The 15829-nt window shown below is 71.2% G+C and carries 17 protein-coding genes; 8 read left to right on the plus strand and 9 right to left on the minus strand.

The annotated features are described in order from the left end of the window. Positions 1-124 precede the first annotated feature (124 nt). The 4 genes from ACFQ7Q_RS04230 to mshD form a co-directional block, all read right to left on the minus strand. Positions 125-1042, minus strand: a complete 918-nt coding sequence (locus ACFQ7Q_RS04230; protein ID WP_383549634.1) for an ABC transporter permease — start codon at positions 1040-1042, stop codon at positions 125-127. Then, positions 1039-1872, minus strand: coding sequence for an ABC transporter ATP-binding protein (locus ACFQ7Q_RS04235; protein ID WP_383549637.1), 834 nt, complete (start codon positions 1870-1872; stop codon positions 1039-1041). The genes ACFQ7Q_RS04230 and ACFQ7Q_RS04235 overlap by 4 nt, the downstream gene beginning before the upstream one ends. Then, a complete protein-coding gene (locus ACFQ7Q_RS04240) occupies positions 1869-2252 on the minus strand; it encodes a GntR family transcriptional regulator (protein WP_383549640.1) in 384 nt (127 codons plus the stop codon). The genes ACFQ7Q_RS04235 and ACFQ7Q_RS04240 overlap by 4 nt, the downstream gene beginning before the upstream one ends. Before the next feature lie 90 nt (positions 2253-2342). Beyond that, a complete protein-coding gene (gene mshD / locus ACFQ7Q_RS04245; protein ID WP_383549643.1) occupies positions 2343-3269 on the minus strand; it encodes a mycothiol synthase in 927 nt (308 codons plus the stop codon). Positions 3270-3401: 132 nt separating this feature from the next. On the opposite strand from mshD, the gene ACFQ7Q_RS04250 reads away from it, so the two are divergent. Next, complete coding sequence (locus ACFQ7Q_RS04250) at positions 3402-5201, plus strand: bifunctional metallophosphatase/5'-nucleotidase (RefSeq protein WP_383549646.1); 1800 nt, start codon at positions 3402-3404, stop codon at positions 5199-5201. Between the two features lie 109 nt (positions 5202-5310). Further along, entirely contained in the window at positions 5311-6162 is an 852-nt protein-coding gene (locus tag ACFQ7Q_RS04255) for a phosphatidylinositol-specific phospholipase C (protein ID WP_383549649.1), read from the plus strand. Here ACFQ7Q_RS04255 and ACFQ7Q_RS04260 read toward each other — a convergent pair. From ACFQ7Q_RS04260 to ACFQ7Q_RS04280, 5 genes are all read right to left on the minus strand, one after another. Beyond that, positions 6127-7554: a sensor histidine kinase gene (locus tag ACFQ7Q_RS04260; RefSeq protein WP_383549652.1), complete on the minus strand. Its 1428-nt coding sequence runs from the start codon at positions 7552-7554 to the stop codon at positions 6127-6129. The two genes, ACFQ7Q_RS04255 and ACFQ7Q_RS04260, sit on opposite strands and share 36 nt — an antisense overlap. Continuing rightward, positions 7551-8276 carry a response regulator transcription factor gene (locus tag ACFQ7Q_RS04265; RefSeq protein ID WP_383549655.1) on the minus strand — a complete coding sequence of 242 codons (726 nt, stop codon included), beginning with the start codon at positions 8274-8276 and terminating at the stop codon, positions 7551-7553. Before ACFQ7Q_RS04265 ends, ACFQ7Q_RS04260 begins: the two co-directional genes overlap by 4 nt. Positions 8277-8296: 20 nt before the next feature. Beyond that, positions 8297-9358 (minus strand): S1C family serine protease, encoded by a 1062-nt coding sequence (locus ACFQ7Q_RS04270; RefSeq protein WP_383549659.1) that lies wholly within the window; start codon positions 9356-9358, stop codon positions 8297-8299. A gap of 128 nt (positions 9359-9486) precedes the next feature. Further along, positions 9487-10509 (minus strand): LacI family DNA-binding transcriptional regulator, encoded by a 1023-nt coding sequence (locus ACFQ7Q_RS04275; RefSeq protein WP_383549662.1) that lies wholly within the window; start codon positions 10507-10509, stop codon positions 9487-9489. A 24-nt stretch (positions 10510-10533) separates the two neighbouring features. After that, positions 10534-11331, minus strand: a complete 798-nt coding sequence (locus ACFQ7Q_RS04280) for a response regulator transcription factor (protein ID WP_383549665.1) — start codon at positions 11329-11331, stop codon at positions 10534-10536. 226 nt (positions 11332-11557) lie between these two features. On the opposite strand from ACFQ7Q_RS04280, the gene ACFQ7Q_RS04285 reads away from it, so the two are divergent. From ACFQ7Q_RS04285 to ACFQ7Q_RS04310, 6 genes are all read left to right on the plus strand, one after another. After that, complete coding sequence (locus ACFQ7Q_RS04285; RefSeq protein WP_383549667.1) at positions 11558-12361, plus strand: alpha/beta hydrolase family protein; 804 nt, start codon at positions 11558-11560, stop codon at positions 12359-12361. Positions 12362-12406: 45 nt separating this feature from the next. After that, positions 12407-12661, plus strand: a complete 255-nt coding sequence (locus tag ACFQ7Q_RS04290; protein ID WP_383549670.1) for a MoaD/ThiS family protein — start codon at positions 12407-12409, stop codon at positions 12659-12661. Positions 12662-12671: 10 nt separating this feature from the next. Next, complete coding sequence (locus tag ACFQ7Q_RS04295) at positions 12672-13769, plus strand: hypothetical protein (protein WP_383549673.1); 1098 nt, start codon at positions 12672-12674, stop codon at positions 13767-13769. A gap of 90 nt (positions 13770-13859) precedes the next feature. Next, positions 13860-14549, plus strand: a complete 690-nt coding sequence (locus tag ACFQ7Q_RS04300) for a DUF2993 domain-containing protein (RefSeq protein ID WP_383549676.1) — start codon at positions 13860-13862, stop codon at positions 14547-14549. 196 nt (positions 14550-14745) lie between these two features. Next, positions 14746-14826 carry an Ms5788A family Cys-rich leader peptide gene (locus tag ACFQ7Q_RS04305; protein ID WP_352021666.1) on the plus strand — a complete coding sequence of 27 codons (81 nt, stop codon included), beginning with the start codon at positions 14746-14748 and terminating at the stop codon, positions 14824-14826. Between the two features lie 149 nt (positions 14827-14975). Beyond that, the gene (locus tag ACFQ7Q_RS04310) at positions 14976-15821 is read left to right on the plus strand and encodes a sulfurtransferase (RefSeq protein ID WP_383549679.1); all 846 of its coding nucleotides are present in this window, start codon (positions 14976-14978) and stop codon (positions 15819-15821) included. The last annotated feature ends 8 nt before the right edge of the window (positions 15822-15829 follow it).

The following is a 15829-nucleotide window of genomic DNA, read 5'->3' on the forward strand; positions in this document are numbered from 1 at the left end:
GACCGTGGGCAACCTGTGCCGGGGGCGTTGTCGGCCGTTCGGAGTGGTGGGTTCGCTGCGTGGGAGACGTGGGCGGGGCCCTGGAGGGCCCCGCCGACCCGTTTTCGGTACCTCGATTCTTACGTTACGGGTGCCGGGCGCGCAGCACGCGGAAGGCGGCGTAGAGGGCGAGGGCGGCGAGGGCGAGCACAATGCCGGTCTCGATGAGCTGGGTGGGCCAGAAGTGGGAGGCCGGGTGGTAGTCGACGTACTGGCCGGTGAGGCCCTCGCCGTCGACGCAGGCGGCGGTGCTCTCGTAGCGCCAGCAGGGCCAGTCGGTCATGCGCCCTCCGTCCTTGGCGAGCAGGCCGTGGGCCGTCGTGAAGGCGTCGTCGGGGGCGACGAGGATTCCGCTCCGGTCGTCGATCGGTCCGGTGATCGTTCGGGGGGACAGGAAGTCCCAGCGGAAGGCGCCGAGGAGCAGGGCGGGCAGGCCCACGACGATCCCGGTCACGGCCATGGCGGGGACCGTGCGTCGGACGAGCTGCCCGACGAGGGCGCCCACGGCGATCGCCAGCATGCACTGGGCGAGCAGGACTGTGCCGGAGGCCTCGTACGGGCCGCGGTCGGACCAGTGGAGCTGGAAGGCGCCGTCCACGCGGGCGAGACCGACCTGGTAGACGGCCGTCAGCGCGGCGGTGATCACCACCGTCGCCGTCGCCGCCGTGAGCAGTTTCGCGCCGAGCCACCGGGAGGGCGCCACCGACTGGCCGAGGGCGAGCTTGTACGTCCCCGACTCGAGCTCGCGCGCGACCATCGGGCCCGCCACGAACGCGCCGACCAGCAGCGGAAGAAGGATCATGCCGGCGGAGAAGTACTCCATGCCCCAGCGCAGGAGCGCGTAGCCGTTGTCCTGGTTGGTGCCGGGTGTGAGCGAGTCCCAGAAGCGCAGGCCCCCCACGCAGACCAGGCTCAGGGCGACGGCCGCTCCGGCGACCCACAGCGCGCGCCGGTGCTGGCGGACCGTCACCCAGTGGGGACCCTTCAGGGTGAGGGCGCTCATGCGGGGGCTCCTTCGGTGCGGAGGTGGGCGAGGACGAGGTCCTCCAGGGACGGGGTGCTCGTCTGCCAGGGGCCTTCGACATGGCCGTCCCGGCGCACCAGTGCCGTGAGCTGGCGTCCCGTCGTGCGGGATTCGATCACCCGGTGCGGGGCGAGGTCGGCGATCGGGCCGCGGAGCAGCGTGTGTGCGGCGAGGAGGTCGTCGATGGCGCCGTCCAGGCGGAGCCGGCCTCCGCCGACGAGGAGCAGGTGGTCGCAGGCGCCCTCCAGCTCGCCGAGGATGTGCGAGGACATGACGACCGTCGTGCCGCGTTCCGCGGCGTCGGCCATCAGGACGCCCATGAGTTCGTGCCGGGCGAGCGGATCGAGGTCGGCCATCGGCTCGTCCAGGAGCAGGAGTTCCGGCCGCTTGCCGAGGGCGAGGGCGAGGGCGACGCGGGTGCGCTGGCCCCCGGAGAGGCTGCGGACGCGCGTGGCGGGGTCGAGGCCGGCGGTGATCCGCTCGGCGACGGCTCCGTCCCAGCGGCCGGGGTTGAGCTCGCGGCCCAGCCGCAGCGTCTCGTCGACCGTGAGCTGCGGGTAGAGCGGCTTGTCCTGGGCGACGTACGCGAGGTGCTCGCGGGCGGGCGCCTGGACGGAGCCCTCGGTGGGCCGCAGGAGTCCGGCGGCGAGGGCGAGGAGGGTGGACTTGCCGGCGCCGTTGGGGCCGACGACGGCACAGACGCGGCCGGCGGGGAGGCTGAAGGAGCAGTCCCTCAGGGCCCACCCGGCCTCCCTTCCGTCGTACCGCTTGCCGAGGCCCTCGGTGCTCAGGGCCGTTCCGCTGGTCATGCGTCCCCCTCGAAAGATTCCTTCAGTACGGATGTGAAGAGCGCGGCCACGTCCTCGCGCTCCAGGCCCGACTCCCTGGCCCGGCGTGTCCAGTCGGCGAGTTCGCCCCTCAGGGGCGAGTCGGCGGGGCCGGTGCCGAGCGTGGTGCGGACGAAGGTGCCGAGCCCGCGGCGGGCCTCGACGAGTCCTTCGCGCTCCAGCTCGCGGTAGGCCTTGAGGACCGTGTTCGGGTTGATGGCCGTGGCTTCGACGACCTCGCGTGCGGTGGGCAGTCGGTCGCCGGGCTCCAGAACGCCCATGCGCAGGGCCTGTTTGGTCTGCTGGACGATCTGGAGGTAGGTGGCGACTCCGCTGCGCCGGTCGATCCGGTACTCGAGCATGTTCCCCTTCACCACCCTTTCACTAATCAAGTAGTGAAAGGGTGGTGCAAAGAAGGGGGCGGTGTCAACCGCCCCCTTCTCACGGCGTGTTCAGGACTCCGTGCGGTACATCAGGTCCACCTCGTGGGTGGCGAAGCCGAGCCGCTCGTACACCGTCACCGCCGCCGTGTTGTCCGCGTCCACGTAGAGCATCGCCGTCGGCAGTGCCTGGGCCGCCAGATGCCGCAGCCCGATCGCCGTGAGCGCCTTGCCGAGACCGCTGCCCTGGGCCTCGGGCAGGATCCCGACCACGTACACCTCGCCGAGCTGCTCCTCGGCATGCGTCTTGGTCCAGTGGAAGCCGATCAGGCGCCCGTCCTTCTCCGCGAGGAAGAAGCCCTTCGGGTCGAACCACGGCTCGGCCATGCGGTCGTCCAGGTCCCGCTGGGTGAGCGAGCCCTGCTCCGGGTGGTGGGCGAAGGCGGCCGCGTTCACGGCGAGCCACGCCGTGTCGTCCTGGCCGGGCATGAACGTACGGACGGTGACGCCCTCGGGCAGCACCGGCTCGGGGATGTCGAGCGGAACCAACGGGCGGCGCAGCTGGCGCAGTTCGCGGAAGAGGGTCAGTCCGAGCACCTGGGCCAGATGCCGGGCCGCCGACTTCCCGCCGTGCGCCCAGACCCGCAGCCGCTTGCCCGAGGCGGCGAGCAGCGCCGCCCCCAGCGCCCGCCCGTGTCCACGGCCGCGGTGCGAGGGGTGGACGACCAGCTCGGCGGCCGGGGCCTCCACGGGATCGGTGTCCTCCAGCTGGGCGTAGCCGTACAGGTGCGATCCGACGGTGAGCAGGAAGTGCCGTACGCCCTCGCGACTGCCGTGCCGCAGGTAGAGCCGCCCCTGCTCGGACACGGCGTGCACTCCGTCGGTGCGGTCGGCCGCCTCCAGCAGGTCGAGGACGTCCTGGACCTGTTCGGGGGAGAGCTCGTCGAGGGTGAGGATCTGCCGGCCGGGTTCAAGGGCCGGCGCCGGGTCAGGAGTCATGTCCTGAGCCTACGGAATCAACTGAGTTGTAACCCGGTACCCCCTGTTGCGCTACGCGCGTTGACTCTAGGCTGCGCTGGCACAGCAGCAGTCGAAACAGCGCCGCAAAAGGGGCGAGGGGACAGGGGAGCGATGTCAGCGACACCGAAGAAGAAGAGGACGGCGCGGCGGATTCTCGCCGTGGGCGCGGGGCTCGCCACCGTCGGCGCGCTCGTCGCCGCGCTGCCCGCGGGCGCCTCGGGGACCAAGGGCGAGGGCAACCACGGGCGCTACGTCGACGTCCAACTGCTCTCCTTCAACGACCTGCACGGCAACCTGGAGCCGCCGACCGGCTCGGCCGGGCGGCTCACCCACACCAACCCGGACGGCACCACCAAGACCATCGACGCCGGTGGCGTCGAGTACCTGGCCACGCACCTGCGCCAGGCCCGTGAGGGCAACCGGTACTCCGTCACCGCCGCCGCCGGCGACATGATCGGCGCCTCCCCGCTGGTCTCCGGGCTCTTCCACGACGAGCCGACCATCGAGGCCCTCAACCGGCTGAAGCTCGACGTCAGCTCGGTGGGCAACCACGAGTTCGACGAGGGCGCCAAGGAGCTGGCCCGGATCCAGAACGGCGGCTGTCACCCGACCGCCGGTTGCTTCGAGGAGGGCAAGCGGTTCCGGGGCGCGAACTTCCCGTACCTCGCGGCCAACGTGACGAACGAGAAGAGCGGCAAGCCGCTGCTCGACCCGTACTTCATCTGGGAGCGCAACGGCGTCAAGATCGGCTTCATCGGCGTGACCCTGGAGGGCACGGCCAACATCGTCTCCGCCGAGGGCATCAAGGGCCTGAAGTTCGGCGACGAGATCGAGACGATCAACAAGTACACCAAGGTGCTGGAGCGCAAGGGCGTCAAGTCGATCGTCGCCCTGCTGCACGAGGGCGGCGCGCCGGCCTCGGGCTCGTACAACTACAACTGCGACAGCCCCGGCCCGGGCGACGGCATCTCCGGCCCGATCGTCGACATCGCGAAGAACGTCAGCCCGCAGGTCGACGCGCTGGTCACGGGCCACACCCACCAGGCGTACGCGTGCACGATCCCGGACCCGGCGGGCAAGCCGCGCACGGTCACCTCGGCGGCCTCGTTCGGCAAGCTCTACACCGACACGACGCTCACCTACGACCGTCGTTCCAAGGACATCGTCCGTACGGCCGTCGCCTCCGCGAACCACGTCGTCACCCGTGACGTGGCCAAGGCCGAGGACATGACCCGGCTGATCGACCGCTGGAAGGCGCTGGCCGCGCCGATCGCGAGCCGTCCCGTCGGCTACATCTCCGGCGACATCGACAACCCCGCCGACGCGCCCGAGAAGCCGCTGGGCAACCTGATCGCCGACGCGCAGCTCGAGGGCATGGCCCCGGCCGACAAGGGCGGCGCGCAGCTGGCGCTGATGAACCCGGGCGGCGTCCGCGCGCCCCTGGTCCACAAGGCGTCCGGCGCCGAGGGCGACGGGGTGGTGACCTACGGCGAGGCGTACACCGTCCAGCCGTTCACCAACATGATGACGGCGGTCGACCTGACCGGCGCCCAGCTCATCACCACGCTGCAGCAGCAGGTCAGCGGTGCCAACCAGGCGGCCCCGAAGATCCTCCAGGTCTCGAAGGGCTTCACCTACACCCTGGACATGACGAAGACCGGCGCCGACCGGATCGTGACGTCCTCGGTGAAGCTGAACGGCGAGGCGATCGACCCGTCGAAGACCTACCGGGTCGCGATGAACGAGTTCCTGGCCGGTGGCGGTGACGGCTTCGCCGTCCTGAAGGAGCACAAGAACAAGCTGGTCGGCGCCTCCGACCTGGACCTGTTCACCGGCTACCTGGCGGCCCACTCCACCGCGAGCGCCCCGCTGGCCCCGCCGGCGACGGGCCGGATCACGGTCGTGAAGTAACTCCGTACGTCCGAGGGGGCGGTGGGCCGTTCGACGGTCCGCCGCCCTCCGCTTTTCCCGGACGCGCCCCTCTGGCGCGTGCTGACGCGTACACGTCATACTCCGGCACATGGACCGAAGAAGCTTTCTCGCGGGAGCCGCGGCAGCGGGTGCCGTCCTCCTGGTCGGCGCCCCGTCCGCGCGGGCGGCCACGACCCAGGACTGGATGGCCGGCCACGGCGACCCCACCCCGCTCCAGAAGCTCACCATCCCCGGCACCCACGACTCCGGCGCCCGCTTCGGCGGCCCCTGGTCCCAGTGCCAGAACACCACCATCGCCCAGCAGCTCGCCGCCGGAATCAGATTCCTCGACATACGCTGCCGGGTCACCGGCGGCTCCTTCGCCATCCACCACGGCGCGTCCTACCAGAACATGATGTTCGGCGACGTCCTCATCGCCTGCCGCGACTTCCTGGCAGCCCACCCCTCCGAGACCGTCCTGATGCGGGTCAAGCAGGAGTACTCCTCGGACTCCGACGCCACCTTCCGCGCGGTCTTCGACGACTACCTGGACAACCGCGGCTGGCGCTCGCTGTTCCGCATCGGCGACACGGTTCCCTCCCTGGGCGGGGCCCGCGGCAAGGTCGTCCTCATCGCCGACAACGGCGGCCTGCCCGGCCTCAAATGGTGGGACGGCGGAGCCATCGCGATCCAGGACGACTGGAACGCCCTGCCGAACGCCAAGTACCCCAAGATCGAGGCCCACTTCCGCGCGGCCGTCGAGCAGCCGGGCAAGCTGTACATCAACTTCGTCAGCACGTCCGCGTCCCTGCCGCCACGCTGGAACTCCGACAACCTCAACCCCCGCGTCCACGGCTTCCTGGACGGCACGGCCAACACCTGGAAGAGCCTCGGCATCACCGTCCTGGACTTCCCGAACACCCGCTCAGGACTGGTCGAGTCCCTCATCCGCCACAACTGACGGCGGCGGGGTCGGCGCGCCCGGCAGGCGGAGCGTCGCCGCCGTGCCGCCGTCCTCCGGCGCCGTCAGGGTCACCGTCCCGCCCGCCTGCTGGACCGTGCGGGCCACGATCGAGAGGCCCAGGCCCGAGCCCGGGAGGCTACGGGCCGAGGGGGAGCGCCAGAAGCGGTCGAAGACGTGGGGGAGTTCCTCGGGCGCGATCCCGGGGCCGTGGTCGCGGACCGTCAGCTCGCCGCGCATCAGGGACACCTCGACCGTGCCCCCGGCCGGCGAGAACTTCACCGCGTTGTCCAGCACGTTCACCAGCGCCCGCTCCAGACCCGCCGGTTCCGCCCGGACGTACCAGGGCGCCAGGTCCGTGACGAAGATCAGCTCGGGGCCGCGCAGCCGCGCACGGGCGAGGGCCGAGCGCAGGATCGTATGGAGCGGTACGACCTCCAGCGGGCCCGGCTGCACCGCGTCCGGCCGGGCCAGCTCCTGGAGGTCGCCGATCAGCGCCGCCAGCTCCGTCATCTGCGCCTTCACCGAGGCCATCAGCGCCCGCCGGTCCTCGGGCGGCAGGGCCCGGCCGGTCTGCTCGCTGTGGGCGAGCAGCTCGATGTTCGTGCGCAGCGAGGTCAGCGGCGTCCGCAGCTCGTGGCCCGCGTCGGCGATCAGCTGCGCCTGACGGTCCCGGGAGACGGCCAGCGCGGCCGTCATCGCGTTGAAGGAGCGCGAGAGCCGGGCGATCTCGTCCTCGCCCTCGACCGGGATGCGCACCGTCAGGTCCTCGGTCGCGGCCACGTGCTCGACCGCGCCCGTCAGCCGGTCCACCGGCTCCAGGCCGGTCCGAGCCACCCACAGCCCGGCCGCCCCGGCGCCGACGACACCGATCCCGGAGACGAGCAGCAGCACCCAGGCGAGCGTGGACATCGAGCGGTCGATCTCGTACAGCGGACGGGCGACCGAGACCGCGACCGGCTGGTCGGCGATCGACACCCGATACGAGAAGACCCGCATCTCCGTGCCGTTCTCGGCGTTCGTGGTGTGCAGCGCGAACGGCTCCTCGCCCCGCGCGACCGCGAGGTCCCCGGCCTGGGCGGGGATCGGGGAGGTGCCGAGCGTGCAGAGGTCGCCGGTGACGGTGACGATCTGCAGGGTCTGCGCCGGCCCGGCCGGCACCGGGCGGTTCTCGGCCCCCGGGGCGCAGGAGCCCAGCAGCATCCGCGCCTGCTCGTCCGTGAGCCGGGTGTCGCGCAGCGAGGAGTCCAGCTCGGCCTCCAGCTGCGCCCGCGTCACGAACCAGCAGGCCAGCGACACCGCCGCCACCGCCACGGCGACCGCCGTCGCCGTCAGGAGCGCCAGCCGCGACCGCAGCGGCCGCGACCGGAACCACGCCAGGGGACCGCTCACTCCGGGCCTCCGCCGCGCAGGACGTATCCCACGCCCCGCACCGTGTGCACCAGGCGCGGCTCGCCGCCCGCCTCCGTCTTGCGGCGCAGATACATCACGTACACGTCCAGGGAGTTCGAGCTCGGTTCGAAGTCGAAGCCCCACACCGCCTTCAGGATCTGCTCGCGCGTCAGCACCTGGCGAGGGTGCGCCAGGAACATCTCCAGGAGCGTGAACTCCGTCCGCGTCAGCTCCACCGGCCGCCCGGCCCGCGTCACCTCGCGGGTCGCCAGGTCCATCCGCAGATCGCCGAAGCTCAGCACATCGCCCTCGGGCTGCGCCTCGACGGTGCTCGCGTACGAGCTGCGGCGCAGCAGGGCCCGGATCCGCGCGAACAGCTCGTCCAGCTCGAAGGGCTTCACCAGATAGTCGTCGGCGCCCGCGTCGAGCCCCGTCACCCGGTCGCCGACCGTGTCCCGGGCCGTGAGCATCAGGATCGGCACGGTCGAACCGGAGGCCCGGATGCGCCGGGCCGCCGTCAGGCCGTCCATGCGCGGCATCTGGATGTCGAGGACCACGAGATCGGGGGCGTACGACTCCATCCGGGAGAGGGCGTCGACGCCGTCGACGGCCTCCTCGGTCCCGTACCCCTCGAAGGCGAGAGAGCGCCGCAGCGCCTCCCGTACGGCGGGCTCGTCGTCGACGATGAGGATGCGGTCGCCTTCATTCACCGGGCCAGTCATGGGGCCAGCCTCGCACGTGTTCAGTTGGCGTCGCCGGACCGGAGGTTGTCCAGGTCGGCCTTGAGAGTGTCGACCGGGATCGCGAATCCGAGGCCGACGCTGCCGGCCGAAGAACCGCTCGACGCGCTGGGCGAATACATGGCCGAATTGATCCCGATGATCTCGCCGTTCATATTGATCAGCGCGCCGCCGGAATTCCCCGGGTTGAGCGAGGCGTCGGTCTGGATCGCCTTGTACGTCGTCTTCGACGAGCCGGTGTCGCCGTTGAACTGCTGCCCGCCGAACTCGAAGGGCCAGCCCTGCCGCGGGTCGTACTGCTGCTGCCGCTGCTGGTCCTGGCCTTCGTCCTTGGCCACGGTCACATCGCGGTCGAGGGCGGAGACGATGCCGCTGGTGACGGTGCCGGTCAGGCCCTCGGGGGAGCCGATCGCCACGACCTGATCGCCGACCTTGACGTCGTCGGAGTCGCCGAGCGTGGCCGCCTTCAGACCGGACGCGCCCTCCAGCTTGATCAGCGCCAGGTCCTTGTCGGGGTCCGTGCCGACGACCTTCGCCGCGTACGACTTGCCGTTGGACAGCTGCACGCCGATCTCGGATGCGCCGGAGATCACGTGGTTGTTGGTGACGATCTCGCCGTCGCCGGTGATGATCACGCCGGAGCCGGTGGACTTGCCGGACGTCGAGGTCGCGGAGATCTCCACGATCGAAGGGGAGACGGCCTCGGCGACGCCGGCGACCGTGCCCTTGCTGCTCGCGGAGACGTTCGTCCCGCTCACGCCGGAGGCACGCGCGGTGTCGTCCGCGGTGAGCTGCTGGACCAGCGTCGCGGTGCCGCCGCCGACGGCGGCCGCGGCGATCGCCACGGCCGCGAGGAGCCCGACGCCCCGCTTGGCGCGGCGGCGCGGCTCGGGGGCGGCATGGGCGGGACCGGCGGCGGGAGGGCCGACCGGGGGCGGCACATGCCCGCCGGACGGCCAGATCGTGGTGCCCGGCTCCGTCGTGACCGGCTGCGTCGGGTCGTACGGGGGCCGCGGTGGCTGCGGCGGGTAGTACGGCTGCTGCGGCTGCTGGTAGTCCGTCATGGAGAAGACTCTCGGACCAGTTCATGAGAGCTTCCTGAGGCCGGCCTGAGAAGCCCGACAGAACCCTGTATGCCGGATATAAAGCCTGGGGTGCCGTGGTCCTGGGTCTGGGGTCCGGCCCCGGAGGGTCAGCCGCAGCCGCAGGAGCGGCGGACGATCAGGGCGGAGGGGAACTGCTTCACCCGCTCGCGCTTCGAACCGGCCACCCGCAGCGAGTCGTCCAGGACCAGATCCACCGCGGCCCGAGCCATCGCCGGGCGGTCGGATGAGACCGTGGTGAGCGGCGGATCCGTGAGGGCCGCCTCCTTGACGTCGTCGAAGCCCGCCACCGCCAGCTCCGTCGGCACGTCGATGCGCAGCTCGCGGGCGGCGCGCAGCACACCGAAGGCCTGGTCGTCGGTGGAGCAGAAGATGGCCGGCGGCCTGTCCGGGCCGGAGAGGATCTTCAGGGCGATCTGATAGGCGTCGTAGCGGTTGTACGGGGCCTCGAAGAGCCGGCCCTCGATCGACCGGCCGGCCTCCAGCATCGCGCGGCGCCAGCCCTCCTCGTGGTCCGCGACCGGGTCGCCGACCGCCGGAGTGTTCGGGATGCCGCCGAGGCAGGCCACGTACGGGTGGCCGTGCTCCAGGAGGTGCCGGGTGGCGAGCTGGGCGCCGCCGATGTCGTCGGTGACGACGGCGACGTCGTCCAGCGCCTCGGGCCGCTCGTGCAGCAGCACCACGCGCGCGTCCCAGGCCTCGATCTCGCTCGCGGCCCGCTCGCTCATGCCCTGGCTGACCAGGATCAGCCCGGAGACCCGCATCCCGAGGAAGGCGCGCAGGTAGTGCACCTCGCGCTCGTCGCGGTAGTCCGAATTGCCGACCAGGACCATCTTCCCGCGCTCGGCGGCGGCCTGTTCGACGGCATGCGCCATCTCCGCGAAGAACGGCTGGCGCGCGTCCGGGACGATCATGCCTATGAGATCCGTGCGGCGGGACGCCATCGCCTGGGCCACCCGGTCGGGCCGGTAGCCCAGCTCCTTGATGGCGGCGAGGACACGCTCGCGCGTGGCCGGGGCAACCGGCCGGGGTCCGTTGTTGATGACGTAACTCACGACCGCGGTCGAAGTTCCCGCCAGTCGCGCTACGTCATCCCGCGTCACCTTGGCCACGCGCGGCAGTCTACGCGGGGTGACCTACCTACCGGCAGGTCGCACTGTGGCTTCCACCACGTTCCGGTCCTCCGCCGGGGTGACATCGCGCGCCGCTTCCTTGACCCGGGCCTCTTCCTTCGCCCGTGCCTCCTCGGCCGCCCGCTCCACCTTCTCCGGGGTGACGAAGCGGTAGCCGACGTTGCGCACGGTGCCGATCAGCGACTCGTGCTCGGGGCCGAGCTTCGCCCGCAGACGTCGTACGTGGACGTCCACCGTTCGGGTGCCGCCGAAGTAGTCGTACCCCCATACCTCCTGCAGGAGCTGGGCGCGGGTGAAGACCCGGCCCGGGTGCTGCGCGAGGTACTTCAGGAGCTCGAACTCCTTGAAGGTCAGGTCCAGGACCCGGCCCTTGAGCTTGGCGCTGTACGTCGCCTCGTCCACCGAGAGATCGCCGTTGCGGATCTCCATCGGGGAGTCGTCGGAGACGATCTGCTGGCGGCCCATCGCGAGCCGCAGGCGGGCCTCGACCTCGGCCGGTCCCGCGGTGTCCAGGAGGACGTCGTCGATGCCCCAGTCGGCGGTGACGGCCGCGAGACCGCCCTCCGTGACGACGAGGATCAGCGGGCAGCCCGGCCCGGTGGAGCGGAGCAGCTGACAGAGGCTGCGAACCTGCGGGAGGTCGCGCCTGCCGTCGATCAGGATGACGTCCGCGCCGGGGGTGTCCACGAGGGCGGGGCCCTCGGCGGGGGCCACGCGCACGTTGTGCAGCAGCAGGCCGAGTGCGGGAAGCACCTCGGTCGACGGCTGGAGTGCGTTGGTGAGGAGCAGCAGTGAGCTCATCGGGCCCTCCCTGCTTCGGTGCCCTGTCGGTCGTGCTTCGTTCGCTCGTCCATGACGTCGGTTCCTCCTCGGTCCCTGCGAGGACTACGGCACTGCTTCGTACGCATCACTGCCGGCTCTCGCGCCCTGAGAGCTTTTGTTCATCCGGTCGTAACAACGGTCGGTAAACACAAAAGGACCCGGGGGCTGCGTTGCCCGGATCCTCATGCCAAGCAGAATAGCCCACATGACTTCCGAGGCTGAGGGCCGATTTCACATCGTGGATGTTTCCTCGATCACTTCCGGCTCCCAGCGTGCCACTTTGCGTACCGACGACGGCGTCCGTATCGAGGCTGTTTACGAACCGTATACGCGAGGTGTCACCGACACGGCGGTCGTCCTCGCCCACGGCTTCACCGGCTCGGCCGACCGGCCCTCCGTCCGCCGTGCGGCGAAGGCGCTCGCCGAGCACGCGGCCGTCGTCACCTTCTCTTTCCGGGGGCACGGCCGTTCGGGTGGTCGCTCCACCGTCGGCGACCGGGAGGTCCTCGATCTCGCGGCCGCGGTGCGCTGGGCCCGGGAGCGGGGCCACGCGCGCGTGGTGACCGTCGGCTTCTCCATGGGCGGCTCGATCGTCCTGCGCCACGCGGCCCTGGAGCGGGACACGGGCGGGCACACCGACGCGGTCGCCGCCATCAGCGCGCCCGCCCGCTGGTACTACCGGGGTACGCCCTCGATGCGACGGGTCCACTGGGTGATCACCCACCCGATGGGCCGGCTGGTCGGCCGCTACGGGCTCGGCACCCGGATCGACAACCGCGACTGGGATCCCGTCCCGCTGTCGCCGGTGGAGGCGGTGCCGATGATCGCGCCGACCCCGCTGCTGATCGTGCACGGCGACCGCGACCCGTACTTCCCGGTCGACCACCCGCGGATGCTGGCGGCGGCCGGCGAGTGCGAACTGTGGCTGGAGCGCGGCATGGGACACGCCGAGAACGCGGTGGGCGAGGAGCTGCTCGGCCGACTGGGGGACTGGCTCACCCGCCGATAGCCCATCATGGACAGCGGCGCGCACACGAACGAAGGGAGCGCCGCTATGGCAGCGGGAACCATCCGCTACTGGGCCGCGGCCAAGGCCGCCGCCGGTGTCGCCGAGGAGCCGTACACCGCCGGGACCCTGGCCGAGGCGCTGGAGGCCGCCCGCGAGAAGCACCCGGGCGAGCTCGTCCGGGTACTCCAGCGGTGTTCGTTCCTCGTCGACGGTGACCCCGTCGGGACCCGTGCCCATGAGACGGTACGGCTTGCCGAGGGCGGCACGGTCGAGGTGCTCCCGCCGTTCGCAGGAGGGTGAACCGCACAGCATGAGCAGCGATCAGCAGCAGCCGTACGATCCGGGCCACGACCCGTACGAGGGTCAGCAGCAGTACGGGCAGCAGCAGGGCCGGCAGGAGTACGGCGGGCAGCCGTACGTCCAGCAGCAGTATCAGGACCCCCACGTCACGCAGACGTGGGAGGGCCAGACCTGGGACACCCAGTACCAGCCGGTGGTCCAGCCCTTCGCCGCGGACACCGCCTACCTGCCTCCGCAGCCCGCCGCTCAGGCGCTGCCGCCCGAGACCCCGGCCGCCCACCCGGAGCCGGCCGCCGGGCCGGCGACCGCGGCGCCCGAGTACTCCACCCCCACCACCGGCGGCAACGCCCGGATCACCGACGCCCAGCGCGCCAGGGCCGAGGGCCGCTCGCCGATCATCGAGCCGGGGATGCAGCCGGCCGCCCTCACCGCGGTCCTCGCCGTCCTGCTCGCCGCCGGCGCGGCGGTCGGCCCGTACGCGCTGCTCGTGCCGCTCGTCCTGCTCCAGGCCGTCACCGCCGCCGGCTGGTTCCGGCTCAACGGCATGTGGCCGGCCCGGCAGGGCATCGCCCTCGCCTTCGCCGGCGGCCTGACCGCCGATGTCGCGCTGCTCGCCGCCGGCCGGGAGAACGCCCCCGCCGCGATCATGGGCACCCTCGGCGTCTGGGTGCTGCTCACCCTCGTCCTCCAGCTGCGCAGCCACGCCGATCCCGACGAGCGCATGTACGGCCTGATGGCGACCGTCGCGTCGGCCGCGCTGACCGTCGTGGCCACCGGACACCTCGGTGCCGCCCCGGACGCCGTGGTCGTCGGCGGGGCCGCGGTCGCGGCCGCCGTCCTCGCCCGGGCGCTCCCGCTGTCCGGCGCCGCCTCCGTCGTCGTGGCGCTCCTCGCCGCCGCGGGCGCCGGGATCGCGGCCGGCGGGTTCACCGACCTGGGCGCCTCCGGCGCGCTGCTCGGTCTCGGCGCCGGGGTGTGCGCGCTCGTCGGGCTGCGGGCCGCGAGCTACGACTACCCGTCCCGCTTCGTCCACATGACCGCAGGCGTGGCGCTTCCGCTGACGGCCGCCGCACCCGCGGTCTACCTGCTGGGTCGTGCGCTCGCGTAGCGCTCGTCACACGCCCGCGGGAACCATCCGGCCCTCCGACACGTCGATCTTCGTGTCGGGGGGCCGGAGACTTTCTTGGGGGGACAGCTCGTGCGAGCACTGCGCGTACTGCTGATCGTGGCCGTCGTGCTCGGCGGGATCTTCGTCGGCATCGACCGGCTGGCGGTCAATTACGCGGAGTCGGAGGCCGCCGACCGGGTGCGGCTCGGCCCGGCCCGCTCCGGGTCGACCGATGTCGACATCAAGGGCTTCCCGTTCCTGACCCAGATCATGGACCGGCGTCTCGACGAGGTCGACGTGAAGCTGACCGGCGTCGAGGCCACGGCCGGCGGCCGGAAGATCCGGATCGGCGAGTTGTCCGCCGCGTTCCACGACGTGACGCTGAACGGCGACTACACGAGCGCCCGCGCAGGCAGTGTCAGCGGGACCGCGCTGATCTCGTACGAGGACCTCGCCGCGGCCTCCGAGCGCGAGGTGAAGGTCGCCTACGGCGGCAACGGCAAGCTGAAGGTCACGGGCGGGGTCGAGGTCCTGGGCCGCACGGTCACCAGGAGCGTCGTCTCCACGGTGACGCTGGTCGACGGGGACACGATCCGGGTGCGGGCCGACAAGGTGCCCGGCGACGGCATCCCCGGCCTCGAGGACCTCGTCCGCAAGCGCACCGACTTCGACCGGGAGATCGGCGGACTGCCGGCGGGCATGAAGCTGGAGAAGGTCGAGGCCCGCGAGGACGGCCTGGCCGTCGCCGTGACCGGCAAGGACGTCGTGCTGGCGGGCTGATCCGCCCCCTCGAACGCCCTTTCTCCACATGGTGAGACGGTCCCGTCCGATCCGTAGAAGCAGGACCGGGACAGCCTGGTCCGGACCGGGGCGGCGACCCGTTTCCACGTGATCGCGTCTCGCATCTCGGACGATCGCGTCTCAAAATACGACACACCGGTGACACGGCCGCCTGTCCGTCCCTACGATCGTGGGCATGAAGCGACAGGCGGAACTCACGAAGCGGCGGGCAGTAGACCTGTGCCGCGTCGCCGCCATGCTCTGTCGCTCCGTCTGAGCGGGACGCCCGATTCCCGCATTCCTCAGGCCCTTCGACGAACCGTCGGGGCCACCCCGTGCAGCCGTACCTGACCTCGTACAAGCGATGACGCGTACCTGCACCACCTTGCGCCACACCGCCGAACACTGCCCCGGAGGAGAAACAGCATGAGCCGCAGCGACGTCCTGGTAGACGCCGACTGGGTCGAGGCGAACCTCGACAACCCGCAGGTGGCCGTCGTCGAGGTCGACGAGGACACCTCGGCGTACGAGAAGAACCACATCCGCAACGCGATCCGGATCGACTGGACCAAGGACCTTCAGGACCCGGTCCGCCGCGACTTCATCGACCAGGAGGGCTTCGAGAAGCTCCTCTCGGCCAAGGGCATCGGTAACGACACCACGGTCGTCCTCTACGGCGGCAACAACAACTGGTTCGCCTCCTACGCCTACTGGTACTTCAAGCTCTACGGTCACCAGGACGTCAAGCTCCTCGACGGCGGCCGCAAGAAGTGGGAGCTCGACTCCCGCGACCTCGTCGACGGTTCCGACGTACCTGCCCGCCCGGCCACCGAGTACAAGGCCAAGGCCCAGGACACCTCGATCCGCGCCTTCCGCGACGACGTCGTGTCCGCGATCGGCGCCCAGAACCTGGTCGACGTGCGTTCGCCCGACGAGTTCTCCGGCAAGCTGCTCGCCCCGGCCCACCTCCCGCAGGAGCAGTCGCAGCGCCCCGGCCACGTGCCGAGCGCCCGCAACATCCCGTGGTCGAAGAACGCCAACGACGACGGCACCTTCAAGTCGGACGACGAGCTCAAGGCCCTCTACGAGGACGAGCAGGTCGATCTGGCGAAGGACACCATCGCCTACTGCCGCATCGGTGAGCGCTCCGCGCTGACCTGGTTCGTGCTGCACGAGCTGCTCGGTGTCGAGAACGTCAAGAACTACGACGGCTCGTGGACCGAGTACGGCTCCCTCGTCGGCGTGCCGATCGAGCTCGGCGCCAACAAGTAAGTCTCCGG

Source organism: Streptomyces sp. NPDC056527, assembly GCF_042794475.1.
Classification (GTDB): domain Bacteria; phylum Actinomycetota; class Actinomycetes; order Streptomycetales; family Streptomycetaceae; genus Streptomyces.

What these genes read in the sequence shown, in the direction of transcription:
- ACFQ7Q_RS04290 (WP_383549670.1), top strand. Translation starts at nt 12,407, where the DNA reads ATGGCAGCGGGAACCATCCGCTACTGGGCCGCGGCCAAGGCCGCCGCC.
- ACFQ7Q_RS04310 (WP_383549679.1), top strand. Translation starts at nt 14,976, where the DNA reads ATGAGCCGCAGCGACGTCCTGGTAGACGCCGACTGGGTCGAGGCGAAC.
- ACFQ7Q_RS04280 (WP_383549665.1), bottom strand. Translation starts at nt 11,331, where the DNA reads ATGAGCTCACTGCTGCTCCTCACCAACGCACTCCAGCCGTCGACCGAG.
- ACFQ7Q_RS04265 (WP_383549655.1), bottom strand. Translation starts at nt 8,276, where the DNA reads ATGACTGGCCCGGTGAATGAAGGCGACCGCATCCTCATCGTCGACGAC.
- mshD (WP_383549643.1), bottom strand. Translation starts at nt 3,269, where the DNA reads ATGACTCCTGACCCGGCGCCGGCCCTTGAACCCGGCCGGCAGATCCTC.
- ACFQ7Q_RS04295 (WP_383549673.1), top strand. Translation starts at nt 12,672, where the DNA reads ATGAGCAGCGATCAGCAGCAGCCGTACGATCCGGGCCACGACCCGTAC.
- ACFQ7Q_RS04230 (WP_383549634.1), bottom strand. Translation starts at nt 1,042, where the DNA reads ATGAGCGCCCTCACCCTGAAGGGTCCCCACTGGGTGACGGTCCGCCAG.
- ACFQ7Q_RS04235 (WP_383549637.1), bottom strand. Translation starts at nt 1,872, where the DNA reads ATGACCAGCGGAACGGCCCTGAGCACCGAGGGCCTCGGCAAGCGGTAC.
- ACFQ7Q_RS04285 (WP_383549667.1), top strand. Translation starts at nt 11,558, where the DNA reads ATGACTTCCGAGGCTGAGGGCCGATTTCACATCGTGGATGTTTCCTCG.
- ACFQ7Q_RS04270 (WP_383549659.1), bottom strand. Translation starts at nt 9,358, where the DNA reads ATGACGGACTACCAGCAGCCGCAGCAGCCGTACTACCCGCCGCAGCCA.
- ACFQ7Q_RS04255 (WP_383549649.1), top strand. Translation starts at nt 5,311, where the DNA reads ATGGACCGAAGAAGCTTTCTCGCGGGAGCCGCGGCAGCGGGTGCCGTC.
- ACFQ7Q_RS04305 (WP_352021666.1), top strand. Translation starts at nt 14,746, where the DNA reads ATGAAGCGACAGGCGGAACTCACGAAGCGGCGGGCAGTAGACCTGTGC.
- ACFQ7Q_RS04240 (WP_383549640.1), bottom strand. Translation starts at nt 2,252, where the DNA reads ATGCTCGAGTACCGGATCGACCGGCGCAGCGGAGTCGCCACCTACCTC.
- ACFQ7Q_RS04250 (WP_383549646.1), top strand. Translation starts at nt 3,402, where the DNA reads ATGTCAGCGACACCGAAGAAGAAGAGGACGGCGCGGCGGATTCTCGCC.